Source organism: Paenibacillus sinopodophylli (assembly GCF_005930355.1).
Classification (GTDB): domain Bacteria; phylum Bacillota; class Bacilli; order Paenibacillales; family Paenibacillaceae; genus Pristimantibacillus; species Pristimantibacillus sinopodophylli.
The window spans coordinates 258,241-276,446 of the sequence record NZ_VDBO01000004.1 but is presented as its reverse complement, the minus strand read 5'-3'; the positions used below and the strand labels follow the sequence as shown (position 1 = coordinate 276,446).

At 46.8% G+C, this 18,206-nt stretch carries 18 protein-coding genes; 7 read left to right on the top strand and 11 right to left on the bottom strand.

Translation table 11 applies throughout. The features are described from left to right. Positions 1-21: 21 nt before the first annotated feature. The 5 genes from FGT79_RS18350 to FGT79_RS18330 all read right to left on the bottom strand — a co-directional run bounded on the left by FGT79_RS18350 (position 22) and on the right by FGT79_RS18330 (position 7,015). Positions 22-1,587, bottom strand: coding sequence for an ABC transporter substrate-binding protein (locus tag FGT79_RS18350; RefSeq protein ID WP_246096484.1), 1,566 nt, complete (start codon positions 1,585-1,587; stop codon positions 22-24). A 47-nt stretch (positions 1,588-1,634) separates the two neighbouring features. After that, a complete protein-coding gene (locus FGT79_RS18345; RefSeq protein ID WP_138754271.1) occupies positions 1,635-2,552 on the bottom strand; it encodes a carbohydrate ABC transporter permease in 918 nt (305 codons plus the stop codon). A 16-nt stretch (positions 2,553-2,568) separates the two neighbouring features. After that, entirely contained in the window at positions 2,569-3,489 is a 921-nt protein-coding gene (locus FGT79_RS18340; RefSeq protein WP_138754270.1) for an ABC transporter permease, read from the bottom strand. A gap of 165 nt (positions 3,490-3,654) precedes the next feature. Beyond that, on the bottom strand, positions 3,655-5,232 hold the full coding sequence (locus tag FGT79_RS18335; RefSeq protein WP_342778505.1) for a response regulator: 1,578 nt from the start codon (positions 5,230-5,232) through the stop codon (positions 3,655-3,657). 28 nt (positions 5,233-5,260) lie between these two features. Beyond that, positions 5,261-7,015: a sensor histidine kinase gene (locus tag FGT79_RS18330; RefSeq protein ID WP_138754269.1), complete on the bottom strand. Its 1,755-nt coding sequence runs from the start codon at positions 7,013-7,015 to the stop codon at positions 5,261-5,263. A gap of 188 nt (positions 7,016-7,203) precedes the next feature. Between FGT79_RS18330 and FGT79_RS18325 the strand changes: the two genes are divergently transcribed. The 3 genes from FGT79_RS18325 to FGT79_RS18315 are packed head-to-tail and all read left to right on the top strand — an operon-like array spanning position 7,204 to position 8,835. Continuing rightward, on the top strand, positions 7,204-7,629 hold the full coding sequence (locus tag FGT79_RS18325) for a DMT family transporter (RefSeq protein WP_138754268.1): 426 nt from the start codon (positions 7,204-7,206) through the stop codon (positions 7,627-7,629). 27 nt (positions 7,630-7,656) lie between these two features. After that, complete coding sequence (locus tag FGT79_RS18320) at positions 7,657-8,355, top strand: Crp/Fnr family transcriptional regulator (protein WP_138754267.1); 699 nt, start codon at positions 7,657-7,659, stop codon at positions 8,353-8,355. A gap of 12 nt (positions 8,356-8,367) precedes the next feature. Continuing rightward, the gene (locus FGT79_RS18315) at positions 8,368-8,835 is read left to right on the top strand and encodes a DMT family transporter (protein WP_138754266.1); all 468 of its coding nucleotides are present in this window, start codon (positions 8,368-8,370) and stop codon (positions 8,833-8,835) included. A gap of 167 nt (positions 8,836-9,002) precedes the next feature. On the opposite strand, the gene FGT79_RS18310 is transcribed toward FGT79_RS18315, so the two are convergent. Continuing rightward, positions 9,003-11,060, bottom strand: a complete 2,058-nt coding sequence (locus FGT79_RS18310; RefSeq protein WP_138754265.1) for a beta-galactosidase — start codon at positions 11,058-11,060, stop codon at positions 9,003-9,005. A gap of 158 nt (positions 11,061-11,218) precedes the next feature. Between FGT79_RS18310 and FGT79_RS18305 the strand changes: the two genes are divergently transcribed. After that, a complete protein-coding gene (locus FGT79_RS18305) occupies positions 11,219-12,073 on the top strand; it encodes an AraC family transcriptional regulator (RefSeq protein ID WP_138754264.1) in 855 nt (284 codons plus the stop codon). Here FGT79_RS18305 and FGT79_RS18300 read toward each other — a convergent pair. Then, positions 12,070-12,942 carry a VOC family protein gene (locus FGT79_RS18300; RefSeq protein WP_138754263.1) on the bottom strand — a complete coding sequence of 291 codons (873 nt, stop codon included), beginning with the start codon at positions 12,940-12,942 and terminating at the stop codon, positions 12,070-12,072. The two genes, FGT79_RS18305 and FGT79_RS18300, sit on opposite strands and share 4 nt — an antisense overlap. 237 nt (positions 12,943-13,179) lie before the next feature. Between FGT79_RS18300 and FGT79_RS18295 the strand changes: the two genes are divergently transcribed. Beyond that, positions 13,180-13,647 carry a hypothetical protein gene (locus FGT79_RS18295; RefSeq protein WP_138754262.1) on the top strand — a complete coding sequence of 156 codons (468 nt, stop codon included), beginning with the start codon at positions 13,180-13,182 and terminating at the stop codon, positions 13,645-13,647. Continuing rightward, on the top strand, positions 13,644-14,243 hold the full coding sequence (locus FGT79_RS18290) for a hypothetical protein (RefSeq protein ID WP_138754261.1): 600 nt from the start codon (positions 13,644-13,646) through the stop codon (positions 14,241-14,243). The genes FGT79_RS18295 and FGT79_RS18290 overlap by 4 nt, the downstream gene beginning before the upstream one ends. A 96-nt stretch (positions 14,244-14,339) precedes the next feature. Here the strand turns inward: FGT79_RS18290 and FGT79_RS18285 are convergent, their stop codons facing one another. Further along, positions 14,340-15,521, bottom strand: coding sequence for an acyltransferase (locus tag FGT79_RS18285; RefSeq protein ID WP_138754260.1), 1,182 nt, complete (start codon positions 15,519-15,521; stop codon positions 14,340-14,342). 238 nt (positions 15,522-15,759) lie between these two features. On the opposite strand from FGT79_RS18285, the gene FGT79_RS18280 reads away from it, so the two are divergent. Beyond that, entirely contained in the window at positions 15,760-16,680 is a 921-nt protein-coding gene (locus tag FGT79_RS18280; RefSeq protein ID WP_138754259.1) for an EamA family transporter, read from the top strand. A gap of 130 nt (positions 16,681-16,810) precedes the next feature. On the opposite strand, the gene FGT79_RS31275 is transcribed toward FGT79_RS18280, so the two are convergent. The 3 genes from FGT79_RS31275 to FGT79_RS18275 form a co-directional block, all read right to left on the bottom strand. Then, positions 16,811-16,978, bottom strand: a complete 168-nt coding sequence (locus FGT79_RS31275; RefSeq protein ID WP_171056314.1) for a hypothetical protein — start codon at positions 16,976-16,978, stop codon at positions 16,811-16,813. Between the two features lie 49 nt (positions 16,979-17,027). Beyond that, the gene (locus FGT79_RS31270; protein ID WP_171056313.1) at positions 17,028-17,189 is read right to left on the bottom strand and encodes a hypothetical protein; all 162 of its coding nucleotides are present in this window, start codon (positions 17,187-17,189) and stop codon (positions 17,028-17,030) included. A 93-nt stretch (positions 17,190-17,282) separates the two neighbouring features. Next, positions 17,283-18,146 carry an AraC family transcriptional regulator gene (locus FGT79_RS18275; RefSeq protein ID WP_138754258.1) on the bottom strand — a complete coding sequence of 288 codons (864 nt, stop codon included), beginning with the start codon at positions 18,144-18,146 and terminating at the stop codon, positions 17,283-17,285. Positions 18,147-18,206: the final 60 nt, after the last annotated feature.

Below are 18,206 nucleotides of genomic sequence, written 5' to 3'. Positions count from 1 at the left end.
GCGGCCTTCTCTCTTTTTGTTTTATTTTTTCGCTGCAAGGAATGCATCGACTTGGGCTTGCAATTCAGCCTGAATCTTTTCGATACCTGCTGCTTTAATTTGTTTGTTCAAGTCTTCAAGGCCTTTATCTACGTCTTTGATTACACCATACTCAAGTGGAATCGCATAACGAAGCATCACGTTGCTTACATTGGCTACTTCTGTTTTTACTTTGCTGTTATCGAAAACAAATGTTTCGAGCGGGTAGTGATATACGCTGCTGTCCCAACCTTTTTGCATAGCAGTCGCTTCTTCAGGGAAGGACTCGTTATCACGGTTTAGAGGGGAGTTGAAGCCCCAGAAGGAGAAGCCAGTGTAGTTCGGGCTTTTTTCTGTTGATTGGAATTTCTCAGTGCCAACAGCTGTGTAGTGAACACCTTCAATACCAAGATTGATAAGGTCATGCAGCTCTTGATCATTTTGCATCAAATCGATGAACATAAGAGCACGCTCTGGATGTTTCGATGTAGCATGTACGGATACACCGTTCTGTGTAGCTACTGCTTGGGATTTCTTGCTGTTCGGGTTAATATCAGCAAGTGCAACTTCAAATTGGTTCGTTTGGCGCATCAAGGCCATTAGTGAGCCGAGCGTACCCATGTTATGAGTAATGGATGCTGTTTTACCTTCTCTGAAATCTTGCTGATGATCATTTTTATTGTTTAGTACGTTTTTGGACCAAGCACCATTGTCAGCAAGGTCTTTGTAGTAAACAAGCAAATCTTTAAATTCTGGTGTTTCATAAACATTGAAGATCTTTCCAGTTTCATCTGTGATTTTGAAGCCGAGTGGAATGTCTAGATCAAACAGGTTCCAATCGTATTGCTGCTTCAACGTAATACGGTCTAGGTTGTGCATTTTCCAGTCGCCTGTTTCTGGTGTGAAAGGAGTAATTCCTTTCTCATTAGCGGCAATTGTTTTCAAATAAGTAGCATACGTTTCAGGGCTGTCGATTGCAGGAAGATCGTATTTTTTACGCAAATCTTCACGGTAGAGGATAAGCTTCTCTACAGATTCACCAAGGTTCTGAGGAACCATGAACAATTTGCCGTTTACTTTAGCTTGGTCCCAGTTCACTTCGGACATTTCTTTCCAAGTGGTAGGCATATACGTTTTCAGCATATCTTCTGTCAGTTCAAGGAAGCCGCCTTTAAGCGCTTGGTCATTGTAGCCTGCCCAGTTAGCCGTATAGATAAGGTCGAAATCTTCATTAGCAGCGAGCTTCAATGGATATTTCTGTGCCCAATCGGACCAATCCAGAAATTCACCTTCAAGCGTTACATTGATTTTTGCTTTCAATTTCTCGTTAACAGCTGCAAATACAGAATCGTAATCAACCGGTTTAGGGCCTACAAATACCATTTTAAGTTTAACCGCTTCAGATGTATCTAACGCGCCTTGGCCTTGCTCTGTATTCGTGCTGGACTCTCCACCCTCAGGTGCCTTAGTAGCAGCAGGTGCATTATTATTGTTGCTGCCGCAAGCACTGATGATCATCACAATTGCCATAATCATAGCCAGCATAATCATACTTCTCTTTTTAACCATTTGAAAATCCCCCTTATCATTTATCGATAAACCAAGTTTCCTTGGAATCATCCTTTTACAGCGCCAATCGTTAAGCCTTTAACAAAATATTTCTGAATGAACGGATAAGCGACTAATATTGGTCCGCTTGCAACAACGGTCATCGCCATCTTCAAGCCTTCGGTAGGCAGTACGTTTGTAACGACTGCGCCTGAGCCCATCATCGCTTTACGCATACCATCCATATTGCCAAGCATTTTGTAGAGGTAGTATTGGAGAGGCATCAGCTTTTCATCCGAGACAAAAAGCAAGGCGTTGTACCAGTCATTCCAATACCCTAGTGCAAGAAATAGTCCAATCGTTGCAAGAGCAGGCTTCGAGAGCGGAAGAATCAGACGAAGGAAAATGAGAAAGTCGCCTGCACCGTCGATTTTAGCCGATTCTACAATCGCTTCTGGGATGTTGCTCATAAACGATTTCATAACAATGATATAGAACACGTTGAGCAGCAGCGGAAGAATCAAAGCGAGAATTGTATCCTTCATGTGCAAGTAATTGACGACTAGAAGGTACCAAGGTACAAGACCGCCGCTGAACAATGTGGTAAAGAAAAAGAAGAAGGAAAATTGGTTGCGCCATTTGAAATCTCTTCTGGACAAGCAGTAAGCAGTCATGGCTGTCAGGAATAATCCTAAAGCCGTTCCGATTGCGGTCACAGCGAGTGTCACCGAGTATGCCCGTATAATTTGTTCAGGATACTGAAACAAAATTTTGTAGGGCTCGAATGAAAATGCACTCGGGAAAAATTGATAGCCTTTGGTAACAATCGTACTTTCTTCGGACAGTGACGAAGATAAGATTAGAATAAAAGGCAGGATGCATAGAGCAGCCAGGACAGATAAAGAAATGTAGCCGATAACGGAAAGCAATTGGCGATCCCGTTGCGCTGATCTTACTGGTTTCGTTTCAAACTCAGTTCCACTCATATCATATTACCTCCCATTAGAATAAGGCCCGATCTTTGTCATATCTGCGAACTGAGTAGTTCACGAGCATGATGGCTGTAAATCCAAGAACGGATTGGAAAACTCCTGCTGCGGCCGACATACCAATATCATTTGAAGTAATCAGTGACCTGAATACGAACGTGTCGATGACGTCAGTGCTTGAGAATAGAACACCATTGTTGCCGATCATATTGTAGAACATACCGAAGTCGCCTCTGAAAATATTGCCGACTGCGAGCAGTACCAGAATAATAACCGTTGGATACAAGTTAGGAATCGTTACTTTCAGAATACGCTGGAACACATTCGCTCCATCGATCTCAGCGGCTTCATACATCTCCGTATCAATGCTTGTAATGGCAGCCAGGTACATAACCGTACCATAACCGAGCATCTTCCAAGCCGACACAATTGTGAGAATGTATGGCCAATAAGCTGGTGTATTATAGATGTCGATCGGTTCCATGCCGATTCCTCTAAGGATGGAGTTGACGGTACCGATGTCGAAGTTCAATAGGTTGTAGGCAATTGCCCCTACGACGACCCATGAAATGAAGTAAGGGAGGAATAGAATGGATTGCGTAATTTTACGGAACCATTTGCCTCCAACCTCAAACAATAGAATCGCTGTAAAAATTTGCAGGACGTTATTTACGACTATAAAGGCTATATTGTATAGCGCCGTATTTCTCGTAATTCTCCAAGCATCTCCCGATTCGAAGAAAAATCGGAAATTATCCAGCCCGTTCCATGCGCTTCCAAAAATACCGCCGGCGTAATCATAATGCTTGAACGCAATGATTATTCCTGCCATCGGTACATAAGCAAACAGCAGGAAAAACAAAACAGCGGGCGTCAGCATCAGCAGAATCGCGCGGTATTTGATCAAATCGTTTATAAATCCGTTTCGTTTCATGTGCGCTCCCTCTCTCATCTCTTGTCTAAGCTTATTATAAGAAATAGAAGTGAGCCGCATAATTAGCTTGAACAACTAAAACCAATACTAATTCAACGATTGACTGTATAAGTGCAAAGAAACTGCCCGGTCCGTAGCAGACGCGGGCAGTCGCTTATTCAAATTCTAAATTTTATGCTGCTTACGGTATTCGCCAGGCGACATGCCCGTGGACAGCTTAAACTGCCGGTTGAAATAAACAATGTTTTTGTATCCGGCAAGCTCAGCGATCTCATACACTTTTCTAGTTGGGTCCTTCAGCAATTCACATACACGCTTCATGCGCAAATCAATGAGGAAGTCGGTAAACAATGTATTCGTCTCGGCTTTGAAGAGCTGTCCTAAGTAGTTAGGCGTGAAGTCGAAGTGTGAAGCCACCTCATTCAGCGTGATCTTCTGGTCAAGTCTCTGCTCAACGAACTGTGTAATCTCATCAATCAGCTTGCGTTTCTGCCGCTGCTTCTTCAAATACAGCAGCTCAGACAATTCGAAGAATCGTCTTCGCAGCCACGATAAAATATCATGCACCGTTTCAAATTGAAACAGTATAAAAGGCTGATGAGATTCCCATTTCAAAATTTCATACAAATGCTCGTTCATCTGTTGAAGATCAGCATGAAGCTTGGAAGTAATGCGAATGATAAGATCATAAATGTCGCTTTTCTGAGTTAAGGGCTGATCCCCGTTGAACAGCTCCAGCAAGCAATCATCAATCGTAGTCAGGTCGTATTCGAGCATGGCTTGAAGCATGCGGTCAACCTTCTCCTCCAGATTCAAAGCCATGGTCTGCTTGGGAGACCATGCCGAAGCATCCTGTATGAGCCTGTTTTTGCCAAACACCCACTTGATGCTCAACGCGGCTTGAGCTTGCCGATAGGAGTCATGCAGTTTATTGATCTCAGATGTATAGTTGCCCGTCCCAATCGTAATCGAATAGGCAAATTGTTTGTTGAATGCTTCGATTAGCTGCTCAAGGATCGCCTTTATATGTTCCTCCTGAATGGTTGTCAGCAGCACGAAATGATCGTCATAGCTTGCCATCAATGTTCCAAGGCCTTTCGCATTCACAAATTCGCGGATGAAGTGAGAGATGCTTGTGATCAACGAACGCCGTTCCTCTTCGGAAACTTGATTGATTTTCCAAGCCAAATCATCAACCTCAATAATTGCGACTGCCGCTCCGCTTTGAAGAATCGGAGTGAGAAACTGATGAAGATGGGCCTCTACTTGTCCGGGAGTAGGCTCCTTAAACCATCGCAAAAGCAGTTCCTGATGTACAAGGCTCAGTGTCTCAGACAGGGACGATCGCTGCTTCCATTCGTCCTCTATCTTGCTGCTCATCATATCAAGCATATCATGCAGCTCACTATCTTCCACTGGTTTCAGAAGGTAGCCGGATGCGTTCAATTGAATGGCTTCTTTCGCATAGCTGAAGTCCTGATGGCCGCTTATAAATACAATATGAACCTGCGGATTGATTTCCTTCGCTTTGCGGGCGAATTCCATCCCGGACATAATAGGCATTCGTATATCTGAGAGAATAAGATCAATCTTGTGCTGTTCCAGAAGCTCCAGTGCCTCGAAGCCGCTTACTGCGGTTCTCACATTGTGATGCTGCATCGTCTTGTTGCTTACAACTCGCCGTCTGAGCCATTCCAAATCAATGGATTCATCATCAACCAGTAAAATGTTCATTTCCATCATCTTCTGCTCCTCTCATCGTTGTCTGAGATTAGGCGATGCTATCGCCATCTTCTTTCTTCTCGGGATGAACCATCGGTAGAATAATTTGCACAGTCGTACCTGCTCCGTAATGGCTTCCGATGCGAATGCCGAAGTCGTTCCCGTACCTTAGCTTAATTCTCTCTTCCACGTTTTTGAGTCCGTATTTATCCGACTGGTTATCCGGCTGAAGTGTATTGGCTTGCATTTTCTTAAGGGTATCCGGTCGCATTCCGATTCCGTTATCGATGACCTTCAGCTCGATATGGTCGCCCAGCCGTTTCCCGGTTATGCGAATAGCAATGGATTTGCCGAACCAGGAGTGCTTGAATATATTCTCGACAAATGGCTGTAGAATCAGCTTAATAATTGGCGTGTGCAGGATGTCAGGCTCGATATCAAAATAGACCTTGAAGGTATCCGCATACTTGACCCGTTGAATATCGAGATAGGCTTCAATTTGTTCAAGCTCCTTCTCTAAGGAGATATATACATGACCGCCATTTAAGGTAAGCCTATAGAACTTGGACAATCCCTGAACCATTTGGGTAACCTTCTGAACCTCTCCGAGATTGGCGAGACTGCCTATGGTAGACAAGGTATTATATAAGAAATGAGGACTGATTTGTGCTTGAAGCACATCAAGCTCGGCCTGCTTCTTCTGAATGCCCTGCACGTATTCTCTTTTAATTAATTCCTGAATGCTGGTCGCCATCTGGTTGAACGAATCGGCGATATGGACGAATTCATCATTGCCGGTGAACACGATCCGCTTATGAAAGTTTCCTTCCTGGAAGGAGCGGACGAGCGTGACGATTCGCTTCATTTTTTTGCCGGAGAGCCTTGCAACGATAAAGCCGATAAAAGCCATGACGAGAAAGCTGATCGTACAGACCGTCCCGATTACTCGTTGCATTCTGCTGGCATCTTTATTCAAATAGGCATGGGGAACGAGTGATTCAATAATGAAAGGTGTTCCGCTAATTTGCTCGGTGATGCTAAGATCATTGCTTGTGCTCCCTGCCGTTACTGCCTCGCCTCGTGTATAAAGCGTATTGCCTGTCGTCGTATCGACCAGCCGCAGCGTGATCCCTTGATCAATCGGAAACGTATCGAAGTTGCCGAATAGCTCATCGAACCTTGCGGTTACGCGGATATAACCGATTACGGGTGCCAGGCTGCTCGAGGAGACCAGTTTTCGGAAATGGGAGATATGATCGAGCTTCTTATCCGTATCAAGTTGAATCCATAAATTATCCTGGTTCTGCTTTAAGATGGATTGGAACCAATCCGTATTCTCGATACTGGTGAAAGGGAGAACGTAATAATCTCTTCTTTCGATCTTGTTCTCCATATTGTCTCCGGGAACTTCATACATTTTATCATTCACCGTATAGAGAGCAAGTCGGATGTTATTCCCGTAAAGCTGCAGTGGAGCTTTCATCTGCGGGATGATGTCATCTCGCATTTTGAGCATAATCTCGAGCGGGTCTCCTGAATTCTGAAGCGCGTTCTGAAACGTAAGACTGGTGAATAAGGTGCTCGACATCCGATTAATTTCATCCATTTGGTATTCAATATTGTTGCGCGTCTGCTTCATAGCGGTTCGAATATTCGTCTCTGCCATTTCCGTTCGGGATTGAATAAGCATCGTGTACGAAATATAGCCAATGAGCAGATCAGTTAATAGAACGAGTAGAAGGTAAGGGATCATCATTTTGTAGGTGAAGGGGATATACAGCTTTCCCAGTTTGAATCGTCGCATCCTGCTTCCTCTTTCCAGCCAAATTGTTTTTATTAAATATACAGCATAAGTTAAACTAAAGAAACGACTAGGAAGAACCATTCACACGGCGGACTCCAGCCGAAAAACTTAGATCAAGGACATATGTCCTATCCTTCATGACTCCTTCTGACTTTTAATGAATGTAAGAAGAATGAAGGAGAGAGGGCATGAAAGGAATACTGTTTGCGCTATTAGGCGGAGCTTTAATTACCCTGCAGGGGGTAGCCAACTCGCGGATCAGCCAAGACATTGGTACATGGCAGGCGGCCGCGCTTACTCAGTTTACAGGATTTGTGACGGCACTGCTTATTCTGCTCGTTATTCGGGATGGGAAATGGCAAGGATTCGGACGGGTAAAGCCGCTTTATTGGATAGGCGGTGCGTTTGCCGCTGTTATCATCTACGGCAATGTGACCGCTATTCATCATATGGGCGTCACCTTTACAATCGCTGCTGTGCTGATCGCCCAGCTATGCCTTACTTATTGGATAGATGTTAGCGGATGGTTCGGCGTGACAAAACAGACGATTAGAATGCCGCAGCTCGTAGGAATAGGGATGATGATTGCTGGTGTAGTGATCTTGACATTCTAAATGACGCAATAGAGGTGAGAGAGCCGAATGAAAGAAATCAAAGAGCCTGCTCAGCTTATGCATTATTTGCAGGTGCATCAATTGGAGCCGATCTTTCATAAACCGCTGCTTCCACATTTGTCGCTCTGCAGCTTCGAGCAAGGCGAGCAAATCTGTACGCAGGGAGCAGCCTCACAATATTTGTACGTGCTGGTGAAGGGGAAGATCAAAATATTCAACACCTCTGCGGAAGGCAGGACGCTCGTTATTTCGTTCAAAACACCGCTTGAGGTCATTGGAGATATCGAGTATATTCGCGGAATTGAGATGATTAATACAGTCGAGGCGGTATCGCCTGTGATAATGATTGGCGTTCATTATCGGTCACTGAACACATACAGTCATGATTATACCCCGCTGCTCCATTTCCTATTAGATATTATAACGAAGAAGTTTTTCATTAAGTCAAGCGCAATGAGCATGAATCTGATGTATCCGGTAGAAATTCGATTAGCAAGCTATTTGCTGTCTGTTTCCTATGATGAGACAGATAAGGATTTCAAAGGTCAACTCCGAACAGGAAGCCTTACGGATACGGCGAATTTGATCGGAACGAGTTATCGGCATTTGAACAGAGTGATTCAGAAGTTTTGTGCAGAAGGTTTGGTTGAGCGGAGCAAAGCGGGCATATTCATCAAAGATAAGGAACGGTTAAGCGCACTTGTGAGCCAACCGATCAGCAAATAAGGAGAAATGATCATGGTATTTGGGTTGTTGCTGTCTGTTATAGCGGGATCGCTAGTCGGCTTGCAGAATATATTCAATAGCAAAGTGAGTGAGCACGCAGGCTCGTGGGCAACTACGGCATTAGTGCTTGGTACGGGATTTGCTGCGTCACTGCTGCTCGGCTTAGCATTCGAGGGGAAAGAAATGTTTGTGCTGCACAACATGCAGCTCTGGTATTGGTTCAGCGGAGTGATTGGGGTAGGTGTCGTCATTAGCTTAGTGAATGGCATAAGGCTGCTTGGTCCAACACTTGGAGTCTCGCTTGTGTTATCTTCGCAACTTGGCTTCGCACTGCTTTGGGATTCCTTGGGCTGGCTAGGGCTTGAGAGAGTTCCATTCACACCGACTAAGCTGATTGGCGTTCTCGTCATCGCCGGAGGAATTGTTTTGTTCAAATGGAGCGGGGCGCGTGTTTATGCGAAGGCTACCGAAACGGTGTGACCGTAGTCTTATAAGAAAGCCTCCCAAGGTGAAACGGCTGTCGTCGCCTTCTGGCGGCACAGCGCGTTCATTCCGAGAGATATAGAGAAAGGATTGCGATATCCTTTCTCTATATTTCAAGCTCATGAGCTTGGTCGGCTTTTTATTTCCCTATCAATTAAGCAGCTCTAGCTAAGAACGACAACGCCGAAGCCTTCCAGCGATACCGAACCGTTTAACGTGTTTCCAGTAAGCACATCCGTTTTGGATTCCTTGAGCGTGATGGCAGCAGGCTGTTCACTGAAGTTGAGCAAGAAGTACAATGGCCCATCTTCACCTTCACGAATCGCAAGCTCCACATCGGGTGGGAGCGACAGCCAGCTGGCTGTCGGCGCTGCGAGTCCAAGGCGGTCAATGATTTGTTCTGCGGCCTCATCGTTAAATACGGCTCCGAAGTACCAAGCTTGGCCTTCTCCGAAAGCATTCTTCGTTACAGCAGGTTTGCCTGCATAGAAATCGGAGGCATATGTCGCAACGACCTCGACGGAATCATCTTCGACATACAATACTTCGTTGAATGAATCTGCGGCAGTTAGTGCTTCGTCTCCGCCGTTCCACTTCATCGTAGTTGCCTTGCGCATACCATTAATCATAGTGAATTCCTCGACGGAAATACCGCAAAGTCCAGCAGCAGCGCCAGGGAATGGACGCATGTAGGTGTGGCCGTGTTCATTCTTGTAGCCCGTCCGGCAGCCGAAAATAATGATGCCGCCTTCACGCGTGTATTGCTCCAGCATGGCGGCAGTCTCATCGCGCATGATGGCAGCATGCGGATAGATGAGAACCTTATAGCGTTTGAGGTCTTCAATGGTTGTATGGCTTCGGATATAAAGCGTATCGCTTGGAATGTGGCGTCTGTTAAGTACTTTGAACCACGATGTTCCGCTTTGCCATGAGAACGGGCCATGCCAAATATCGTATTCGCCGTCCCATTCGTTGTCATAATCGCGAACGAGGGCGATATCGGCTTTGAACTCCGCTGCCGTCGTAATGCGATTGCCTGCAAGCGCAAGCTCCGAGCCGATTTGTCCTGCTTCGCGCACGCGGCGATTCGGACGGTTATGGTAGTCGTTGATACCATGCCAGTAAATTTCGTTGCCGACTGTTGCCGTCCGCCAGCGGAAGTAGAGGACCATGTTCGCGCCGTGAGCGATGGATTGATATGTCCAGAGCCGCATTTGTCCTGGCTTAGGTGAAGCCATATTCATGCGATTGACCCAGCCGCCAGGGCCAGATTGCTGCTCCATGATGACAAAGTTCGGTGAGATCGAACGAACCGAACTGAGCTTCTGGCTCCAAGCGCGGTCGGCTAGTGGGTTCTCTTCGTTTTGGTTATCAGCAAGTGCCGAGAATTGTGGATAGCTGTCGTAGCTGAAAAAGTCAAGTAGCTCGTCGTTCATCCGGTGGCTGTCCAAATGTCCGAACAGTCCGTTCGTCGTTACCCAGTGATTGGGAGCGACTTCTCGCAAAATATCACTTTGCACTTTAGCATACGAAATCGTGTTGTCGGATATAAAGCGTTTCTCATCCAAAGCTTGGTGAGGATTCGGCTGTCTCTGCCCAGGCGTTGGTCGCGGCAGGAAAACCTGCTCCCAAGCGCTGTAGGTTTGGCTCCAGAATACAGTACCCCACGCTTCGTTAAGCTTGTCCAGCGTACCGTATTTCTCCTGCAGCCATGCGCGGAAAGCGTCATGATCGGCAGGTGCATAGAACTCGTTGATCTCGCAGTTGAACTCATTGTCAAGCTGCCAGCCGATTACGGCAGGGTGATCTTTGTAATGCTCAGCCATCTTGCGTGTGATGATCGCCGACAGCTCGCGGTATTTCGTGCTGCTGTAGTTATAATGACGGCGCAAGCCGTGATGAAGTGTAACGCCATCATGAGAGACGTTTAGCACCTCTGGATATTTATGAGTCAGCCAAGCGGGAGGCGTAGCTGTAGGCGTTCCGATAATAACTGTAAGTCCGTGCTTGTGAGCAAGATCAAGCGCGCGGTCGAACAAGTCGAAGGAGAAGACGCCTTCCTGCGGCTCGAAGATCGACCAAGCAAATTCTGCTACGCGGATGATGGAGAAGTTGAGCTCGCGCATGCGGCGGAAATCATCCTCCCATAGTGATTCCTGCCAGTGCTCCGGATAATAGCAGGCGCCAAGGCGGAATTCTTTGAGGGCATCGATCGGTTTCATATAGTGTTCCTCCTGAATAATGAAAGTAATGGTCATGCGAATATATTGCTAATCGTATGTCTGTATTTTCATTTTAAAGTCTATTGAATAAGACGTAAATGACAATATCATGCGATTAATGATACAATATTGCGAACTTGAAGAGGGGGTGTGCAGCCATGCGCGAGCACTATATCGTACCAAGTCCAGCCTTTCCCCATTATGTATGCTACCCTGACCTGTTTGGAAGATACAACAAATTTCCGCAGCATGAAGAGCGGAGAGAACAGGGCCAGCTCAAGCATTATAATTTGCATCTCATATTTGAGGGGAGCGGTTATGTTACGAATGGCAGTGGTGGAGAGAAGCTGCAGCTGCGGACGGGAGACGGTTTTCTGTTCCCTAAACATGCGTTCCAGCAATACGGCTCTAACGCGGGCGATGCATGGGATGTGCGTTGGATCCATTTCGAGACGCAAATTCCGCTGCCGATGCTAAGGGAAGCTGATGAAACGGGAGGCTGGCTGTTTACGTTCTCGAACCGCGACCGCTTCAAGGAACTGACAGAGGAGATGTACGCACTGTGCCAGCCCTTCGAGACAAGCAATGAGCCGCGTCTATCGGCGCTGCTCTATGAGATTCTAGTGGAACTGGTGCAGCATTCGGAGCGGCTGGAGGGTTCATTAGCACTGGAGAAGCAGAATGCGATACGGGTTGCGGCCGATCAGATTCGGCACAAATGCGCGGAGCCGTGGAGCTTGGAGAGAATGTCGGCACTGGCTGGCTACAGCCCGTACCACTTCCTGAGGCTATTTCAGCAGGTCATGGGAAAAACGCCGAATCACTATGTCACGGAATGCCGGATCGATACAGCTAAGCTGCTGCTGGCGACGACGGCGTTATCCGTGACAGAGGTTGCGGCGCGTTGCGGGTTCGCGCAAGCGAGTTATTTCATAAGGGTATTTCGTTCATCAGAGGACGTATCGCCCAAAATGTACAGAATGATATACGGGCAAGGAGCCACGCTCCATTAAACCGCTTTAACAATGGTATGGATTGCAATACCGGATGGGTCATGCAGCACAATAGCTTCGCCTAGAGCTGATGTTGCAACGCCTGCTGCGCGCAGCTCAGTCAACCAAGCTTCGCGGGACTCTTCACTTGGGAAGACGATTGTGAAATAAGATAGACCTACAGTGTTCGCTGGAGGCAAAGCAGCGCCTATACCTGCCCAAATATTCATGCCGATATGGTGATGGTAACCACCAGCCGAGATGAACAAAGCGGACATTTGGGCATAGTCGCCAACGACATCAAAGCCTAGCTTGCTTTCATAGAACGCACGCGAAGTACGCAAATCTCCAACATGAAGATGGATATGCCCAATGATGGTGCCAGCCGGTAGGCCGCTCCACTCTTGTCCGCTGCTCTCTGCAAGCAGGCTTTCCATATCAAGTGGATCGGATGCCATCACATAGTTGCCGCGGTCATCTTGTGTCCATTCGCTGCGCGGCCGGTCTCGGTAAATTTCAATTCCGTTATGATCAGGGTCTTCTATATATAGCGCCTCGCTGACAAGGTGGTCGGCTTGACCGATATGAATGCCTGTGTTGATTAAATGTCGGAGCGCAAGCGACAAGGACGGGCGGTTCGGGAGCAGGATGGCGAAGTGGTAAAGCCCCGCATGAGACCTTCTTGGCGGAATGAGCGCATTCGGCACCTCCTCGATGACAAGCAGAACATTTAATCCGTCAGCGGTGAAAGAAGCTTCACGCTTCGCCTCATCCAGCGGCAGAGCCTTTAATCCGACAACCTCCTCGTAGAAACGAATCGATCTCTCTAATTGACTAACCTTTAGTTTGACTTCGCCTAGCGAAATATGCGGGTCTAGAATGGCAGACATATGAATTCCTCCTCTATTTGAATGTAAGTATGCTTAGCGAATCGGTGGCCTACCTGTAATGCTCCTAATCGTTATATATTGTTCCGAATACTGGAAAAATACGTACTGAGCGTTCATACTATAAAAACACACATGAATGATTATGCTCTGCTTTATGGACTTATTTTATCACAAGAAATAAATAAAATAAAGTAACTAATTAAAAGTAACTAATAATTGAGCTGGAGAGGAGACAGTATGAGAATTGCGTTACGCAAAATAGAATGGACATTACTGGTTGTCATAGGAGGTTTGGCAGTTTTCAACCTGCTGCACACCTTCGATTTGTTTGATCGGGATACTCAGCTTAGCGAAGCCAAGAAAAAAGGCTACTATTACAAGGTAGATGCAGATGCGCAGACTTATTTCGGTATGCGGGTAAATGTGGATGGGGTTATATACGGGGAGGGGAAGCTTACTGTGTACCTGTCGACGAAAGATTTGTTCTCGGTGCCATTGTTTCCGAATCGTATTCAAGTGACGACGGACTCAGGCGAGGTGCTGAGCTATAGAACTTCTAGTGGTTCTACGGGATATTACAAGTCAACGGGGCATTTCACATTTGAACAGGTACCAGAAAATTTGAAATCGATTACGGTTCATCAAGAAGCGTACGGCCAATCGCTCTCCTTTCTGATTCCGCTAGAAGGAGGGAGCAGCAAATGAACCTTAAAATCGTAGCAGGCCATGCCATACGCTGGCTATTGATTATGGCAGCAAGCTGCACGTTGTTTGTCACATTGTTCTCGAGCAGCTCACTTCGCATTGATCAAACTGTTCGTAAGGCTTTGAATATGTTTGAGGTGCCGTTCGCACCGATCACAGAGAGGATTAAGACCGGTCAAGGATACGAATTGCTGCAAATCGTCGATAAGGAGCATGGCCTTTATCATCATTTATTCGTAAAAAAGACGCTGGGTTTATTTTGGAGCTATCGTGGGGGAGGCGGAGGGAGGCCGCTTGACGAGCATACTGTGCTTGAATTTCTTTGGGGCTATTCGACCTTCGGCAAATATCGGCATTATTATGCTGCGGGGCCGGTGAACGATGCTCGAATAGCAAAGCTGAAGATCATGTGGTGGGATGGTCATGAGCAGGAAGCCGATATCAATAACGGAACGTACATTGCGGCCAGATCCTACCGCATTCCTAAGGAGGAGCCGGAGGGAACGAGCCATAACCACCTGTATGCATATGATGTAAATGGTGTATTGCTATATGAGCTGAGTGATGACAACAGGGCAATTAAAAAAGAAGGTTGAAAGAGTAATACTCGGAAATTATGCCTATTCGTAGATTAAATGTTAGGCATCAAAGAGCCGTCCGCACTTGTATTCAAGCGGAGACGGCTCTTTGATTTAGGCTTCAAGTGTTGGCTGCACAGGAGTGGATTTCTTCTTCCTAGTTGGAAGCGGACCAAACAGGAGCCAATGCCATTTGAATGGAGCGCTCAGCGCTACGATTGCCCATGGAATAAGCAGCGCCGCGAAGAAGCCGCCTGCGACCCAGCCATGGTAGAGCAGCGGATCGCCCACGTTGCTCGTCTTGCGGTACAGGAACAAAATAATAGGATGAACCAAATAGATGCCAAAGGATGTCGCTCCGATATGCACGAGCGCACGGACAACAGCTTTGTTCCACGCGGCATAAGCCCAGTAAGCTAGCTGAAGCAGGAGGAGACCTGCGGTAATGCAGCGGACTTCATCTATAATCTCTAAGAAATTCGTGTTAATAACGGCTGTTTGGTAAAGTCGATTCTCGTAATGGAAGTAGAAGAGAAGCAGGCTTGAACCAATGAAAAGCACCCACATCGCGATCGCTGCTGCGATTCTGCCCGGGGCCGCCTGTTTACTGGCTATGTTGATCCACGGCATAAGCTTCATATAATAGATACCGATAAATGCGCCTGTTGTGAAGTACAGCATATAGGTAAAGCAATAGCTGCCAGGGCTATTAATGCTCCATTCATCAGCCAATTTGTAAATAAACAGCCACTGCACCAGCATGCCGATCCAGACGATATGTTTGCCGAGCAGAGGGAAGCGTTTGACGGCATAAAGCAGCAGCGGAGAAAGAATATAAAACTGAATAATGATGATGACAAAATAAAGATGTGTATAGGTTTTGCCGGAGAACAGCATGCTTAAAAATTTCGTTGTTGCGAAGTATTCAAGGAATGTTCTCATGTCAGTAAACCCGAATTGCGCATATCTTCTAAAGGCAAAGTAAAAGATCGAAAACAATAAGAATGGAATTAAAATTTTGGACATTCGTTTTTTGTAGAACTGTCCGATCGTCTTGGCTGTAAAGGGCTTGTCATAGTAGTTGTAGAATAGCACGAAGCCGCTTAGGAAGATAAATATGGGAACTGCAAATTTGGCTGCTGTATTCAAAAAGACATAGAGCGGATAAAGCGCAGCATGGTGATCGTAGCCGGCTACGACTGCTGATGTGGAGTGAATCAGGATTACCGCCAAAATGCCGAAGGCTCGGACGAGATCGAGCTCGGGTATGTACGGTCTTTTTGCAGCTTGTTCCATTAAATATCCCCTAATCCACTATAGAATGACAACGGCAATATTGGGCTCTTAGCGGCCTCTATCGCTATTATAAGGCTGGCCTTCATTTCAGCCAATACATTTATTTCTTGCTGACTGACGCACCCCTGGAGCTTAGGATTAGTTACAGACAAATGGCTCTCCGCTTGATATGATAGGTTCTGTTATGCTTAGCAGCTAGAGTGGTTGAAGTTCATCAGGAAAGGGGCGATTTGCTTCCATGTGGTTAACGTATTCGGTATTCGCTGCCCTTTGTTTTGGTTTACGGGGAATTTTGTATCATTGGACGAGCCAGAAGCCGCTGAGCCGCAACCTGCTTCTGTTCGGGACATTCAGTATGGGGGCAATTGTCAACGGAATTTGTGCGCTTGTGTTCGCATCCGATTGGACGTTAGCGGCGCTTATCGGGATACAGATGGGGTTATTTTCTTTCGGCGCTAATGCGAGCATGTTCAAAGGCTTTGCAGTAGGCAAAGCCTCTTTAGTGGCTATATTAACGGCGTTGCCATCCGTTGTCGTTGTGATTGCCGCATTATGGTTCTGGCAAGAGAAGCTGCATACGATGCAGGTTGTTGCATTTGTCGTAATCATCGGTGGCGTACTGCTTGTTCGACTGTCTAATGACATCTCACTTCGTAATTTGCAGGGTGCACAATGGGGACTGCTTGCGATGCTGCTGTTCGCGGCTAATGATCTCTCAGGTAAGTGGTCAACAATTATGAAGGCAGACCTGTTCCCGACGATGTTTTTCATGTTTATAACGGGTGCGGCTTGCTTCGGGCTATGGTGGCTGCGCGATCTTCGAAGAGAGCTTGCTCTTCAAACGCATGAGACCAGTAATACAGACTTGGCGTGGCGAGAAGTAGGCGCTACTTCGCAGCATAAGCCTTTCTGGGGCGCAAAGCGAACGTACTTGGTCGGGCTTGCTGTGGGCACTACGAATGCGGTCGGGATGATGCTGATCGTCACGGCGTTTGATCTTGGGAAAGCGGGGCTTGTCTCTGCGGTTACGGCGCTGAATGTACTTATCGTCTTGCTCTATACACGATTTGTCGTGAAGGAGCGCTTCACTCCGCTTGAAGTAACAGGCATCTCGCTTGCCTTTGCAGGCATCCTGCTAATGAGGCTGTTTGGCGCATAAATGGATAATAAAAAGGACTCGCCAGTTGGTCAATGACCTTCTTGCGAGTCCTTTTTACCTGGGTGCATAGAATAGAATGACATGACTGCTTAAGCGATGTCGCATGGGCGGGCTGGGCGAATGCAACGGCTTATTGCTGGCCTGGGCGAACACGGACTACACCAATGTCGGAAGCGTTGATTGCGAATGCGTTGCCCCCTTGATTAATGGAAGCGTTAGCGCCTTGCTTGACGTTGACAAAGGTTTTTCCGTTGTCTTTTTTGATCGAGTTGCCTTGTTTGGAATGTTTGAATGACATGATCTCACCCCCTTTCAAAAGAAATATCGGGGTTGCACTGCAACAGAGGCTAGCTACGTTTGTTCTTTTTGAAAATTTGTACGGTCGCCGCGTTGCTTGCCAGTACGTTGCCCTGCTGTGCACTTGCTTCGGAGGTTTGATAAATATTAATGATAATGTAATTGTTTTTGCCGACGCGGTATTTGACCGTTTTGACGCTGGAACGAACCATCCTTTTCCCTCCCTGCCATACGCTTTGTTCTTGCTAGATAGCATATGGGAGAGTCGGACTGCTTGTATCAGCTAATGATAACCGTCAAATCTATCAATTTTCGGATTTTTTGTAATGCGAGGGGGTTGTGCCTGTCAGCTTTTTGAACATGCGATGGAAATGTGGAAGGCTCTCGAACCCGCATTGCTCAGCAATGTCCGCCACATTGGTCTCACTTTGCATAAGAAGCTCTTTGGCGCGGATAATTCGTTTGGTGGTGACGTATTCCGTTACGTTCATGCCTGTCAGCTTCTTGAATACGCGGGAGAAATGAGCAGGCGTAACGGCTGCTCGCTTAGCTAGCTGGGATAGACCGAGCGGACTTCCGGGATGTTCGTCGATATAGGTCAATATCGCTGTCATCCAGCCTGGTGCAGTGGTGGATAGCACTGATCCATCTTCCTTCGAGGGCAAGGTACGTCCGAGCAGCAATAAGATTTGTTGAAGATGAAGCAGCACAGCTTGGCGATAGCCTGTCAGTTTGCCGAGTTCCTCGTGACGAATGCTGTCGATGAGCGAGACGATCGTCTGCCTCGCCTCGGCTGATTCGGCTGATAATCGGTAGCTTTTCTGACGCTTAGCCTGATCGAAGCAGCGCAAATAGGAGAAGGAATCGCCAAGTGGCGCACTATGAACGAGCGAAGCATTAAAGAACAGCGCCGTTGATGTCTTCGGTTCATCGGGGTCTGGGAACGAGCGGTGGATCGTATTGCCGGGAATGAGGAAGATGTCGCCGGCCACAGCGTCATAGAAGGTTTGATCAACAAAGAATGTGCCTTTGCCGCTATAAATATAAACAAGCTCGTACCATTCGTGGAAATGGTCAGGCAACTCGTTCTGGGCGCTCTTAGTATCCCGATATACACATTCGAACGGAAACGGGGTCATAGCGTCAAACCTTTTGCGATAGGGATTCATCGGTTCATCGCTCCTTCCTTATTTGTCAGCTCGATTGTAGCAAATATCAAAAAAGAGTAC